2 protein-coding genes are annotated in these 3110 nt (G+C 70.9%); one reads left to right on the top strand and one right to left on the bottom strand.

What is annotated here, in order from left to right:
- Positions 1 to 130 precede the first annotated feature (130 nt).
- Positions 131 to 1309, bottom strand: a complete 1179-nt coding sequence (locus ABZ914_RS49300) for a DMT family transporter (RefSeq protein ID WP_500201506.1) — start codon at positions 1307 to 1309, stop codon at positions 131 to 133.
- Positions 1310 to 1614: 305 nt separating this feature from the next.
- Between ABZ914_RS49300 and tig the strand changes: the two genes are divergently transcribed.
- Positions 1615 to 3087 carry a trigger factor gene (tig, locus tag ABZ914_RS49295; RefSeq protein ID WP_500201505.1) on the top strand — a complete coding sequence of 491 codons (1473 nt, stop codon included), beginning with the start codon at positions 1615 to 1617 and terminating at the stop codon, positions 3085 to 3087.
- Positions 3088 to 3110: the final 23 nt, after the last annotated feature.

Below are 3110 nucleotides of genomic sequence, written 5' to 3'. Positions count from 1 at the left end.
TTGCCCCCCCCGCGGCTCTTCCCTCCCCCCCTCGCCCCGCTCCCCGGGCCGGCCGCCGGCCGGCCGTTCGCGGTTCGGAAGCGCTACGCCGCGGCCCGGCGGCGCCCGGCGGCGAGGTGGCCCGTTCCGGTCAGCGGCCGGTGCCGCGCCAGCGTCCGTCCGACCCCGTCTCGGTGTGGCGCTCGGGCGCGGAGGAGCGGCGCGGATCCTGCGCGGGCCTGCGCGGCGACCCGCCTCGCGGCGGCGTGTTCGGCAGGTTGTACGGACCCGTGCCCAGCGGGTCCTGCGCGTAGGGGCTGCGCTGCGGCGGCACCGAATACCGCCCCGGCTCCTCCTCGGCGGCCGGCTGCTGCCCGAGCTGCGGCCCACCGAGCACGGGACCGCCCACCGAAGGACCGCCGAACGGGTCCTGCGCGGCGGAGACGTCCTCGCGCGGGCGCTCGTCCTCCTGAACCGGCCGGTGCCGGGGGAACTGCAGGACGGCGACCGCGCCGAGCAGCAGCGCCCCGAACCGCATCGCCGAGTGCCCCATGTCCTTCGGCCACGGCTCCGCGTACATGAAGGTGCCCATGGTCAGCAGGTACGACTTGGCGCTCACCGTCATCACGGTCGACACGATCGACACCCGGCAGCGCTGGAACGCCATCACCATGATCCCGAAGCCGATCGCCGCCGCCAGCACCGTCAGGTACGGCCAGGGCGTCGTGGCGATCCGCAGGCTGGTGGCGTGCGCGTCGTCGCTCCAGCCCTTGATGGCCAGCTCGGCGGTGCCGACCGGGAAACCGGAGCTCAGCCCGTAGGCGATGCCGGTGACGGGCCGGGCGTGCCGGCCTTCCGGCCGGTGGTCGCCGAGGACGAGGATCAGTAGCGGCACCAGCACCGCCGGGGCCACCACCACCGCGATCTTCCACAGCGGCACGGCGACCGACCGGATCGGCTCGTGGCCGCTGATCGACGCGGTGAGCAGCAGGATCGCGGCGGCGATCAGCAGCAGGCTGAGCCACTCGCGGGCGGTGAGCCGCTCGCCGAAGAACACCATCGCGATGAGCAGCAGCGGGACGACCCCGGACATGAAGATCGGCACTGCGGTGGACAGCGGCAGCTTGCCGAGCGCGACGATCTGCAGGCCGAGGCCGCCGAGCACGATCGCGAGGGCGATGAGGAAGATCCAGTTGCTCACGATCGTCCAGATCATGTGCAGGATGCGGTTGCCCCGTACAGGGGCCATCCGGTCCGCCGCCAACTTGAAGACGGCGAACCCCAGGTAGTACAGACCGGTCGCGCTGAAGGCCGCGGCTATCCCGTTCATCCCGGACGAGTATGGGGGGTGCGGGTGCCAAATGTCACTGCCTGTACGGGATTGTTGACAGCGATTCGCCGGTCCACCGCCCCCGCGATGTCCGCAGACGCCGCCGCGACCCCATAGACTTGGCGCGCGAGGGCGCGGAGCCGCATCTCGGCATGCCCGCGCCCGCGAAGACCGACCGGCTGAGAAGACGCAGACGGGCAGCGGCATCGCGGCCGTGTGCGCCGAGGCCGGGCGCTCGCAGGCAGGAAAGAGCACGCGTCGAACGCCGCGGCCGAGACAGCGCCCGATCAAGGAGACCTACCCCAGTGAAGACCGATGTCGAGGAGCTGACCCCCACCCGGGTCAAGCTCACCGTCGAGGTTCCGTTCGACGAGCTCAAGCCGAACCTCGACAAGGCGTACAAGGAGATCTCGCAGCAGGTGCGGATCAAGGGCTTCCGGCCCGGCAAGGTCCCCGCCCCGCTGATCGACAAGTACGTCGGCCGGGGTGCGGTCCTGCAGGAGGCGGTCAACGACGCGCTTCCCGAGCTGTACGGCCGCGCCGTCGAGGAGACCGAGATCTTCGTTCTCGGCCAGCCGGAGGTCGAGGTGACGGAGCTGGACGACGGCTCCCAGTTCGCCTTCACCGCCGAGGTCGACATCCGGCCGAAGTTCGAGGTGCCGGACTACGACGGCATCGAGGTCGTCGTCGACGACGCCGAGGTGACCGACGAGCAGGTCGACGAGACCGTCGGCAACCTGCGCGAGCGGTTCGCGTCGCTGACCACCGCCGAGCGCGCCGTCGAGGAGGGCGACTTCGCCACCGTCGACCTGGTCGCCAAGATCGACGGCGAGGAGGTGGAGGACGCCTCCACCACCGGCTACTCCTACGAGGTCGGCAGCAAGTCCGCCATCGAGGGCCTGGACGAGGCCCTCGTCGGCCTGTCCGCCGGCGAGGACAAGACCTTCACCGGCACCCTGGTCGGCGGCGAGCACGCCGGCGAGGAGGCCGAGATCACCGTCACGGTGCAGAGCGTCAAGGTGAAGAACCTGCCCGAGCTGGACGACGAGTTCGCCCAGCTCGCCAGCGAGTTCGACACCATCGAGGAGCTGCGCGAGGACGTCCGGACCCGGCTGGGCCGGCAGGTCAGGCTGCAGCAGCTGTCCGAGGCCCGCGACAAGGCCCTCGAGGCGCTGCTGGAGAAGATCGACATCCCGCTGCCCGAGAAGGTGGTGGAGGAGGAGATCGGCCGCCGCAACCAGCAGCTGGAGCAGCAGCTCCAGATGGCGGGGATGTCCAAGGAGGACTACCTCAAGGACGAGGAGAAGTCCGAGGAGGAGTTCGACACCGAGGTCGCCGACGCGGCCCGGCTCGCCGTCAAGGGCGGCTTCGTCCTCGACCAGCTCGCCGTCCAGGAGGAGCTCGGCGTCGAGAACGAGGAGCTCAGCGAGTACGTCGTCACGCAGGCCATGCAGATGGGCGTGGCGCCGCAGCAGCTCGCCGAGTACCTCACCCAGAACAACCAGCTCCCGGCGATCGTGTCGGAGGTGCTGCGCAGCAAGGCGCTGAACCTCGTGGTCGAGCACGTCACGATCAAGGACGAGTCCGGCAACGTGATCGACGTGGAGGCCGTGCAGCGCGAGCTGAACGGCGAGACCGCCGAGGCCGAGGCCGAGGGCGAGACCGCCGAGTCGCCCGCCGATGACGCCGAGTCCGCCGAGGAGACCCCCGCGGAGACGGCTGAGGCCGCCGCTGAGGAGGCCCCTGCCGCCGAGGCCAAGGACGAAGACACGAAGTAAGGCCCGTCGCGTCCAGGACGCCC

Origin of the sequence: Spirillospora sp. NPDC046719 (assembly GCF_040645715.1) — a bacterium.
In the GTDB taxonomy this organism is placed as follows: Bacteria; Actinomycetota; Actinomycetes; order Streptosporangiales; family Streptosporangiaceae; genus Spirillospora.
Note: the sequence above shows the minus strand (reverse complement) of the source record. Positions and strands in the feature narration are given on the sequence as shown.

Coding starts and splice junctions, on each gene's coding strand:
- ABZ914_RS49300 (WP_500201506.1), bottom strand. CDS start 1,309: ATGAACGGGATAGCCGCGGCCTTCAGCGCGACCGGTCTGTACTACCTG.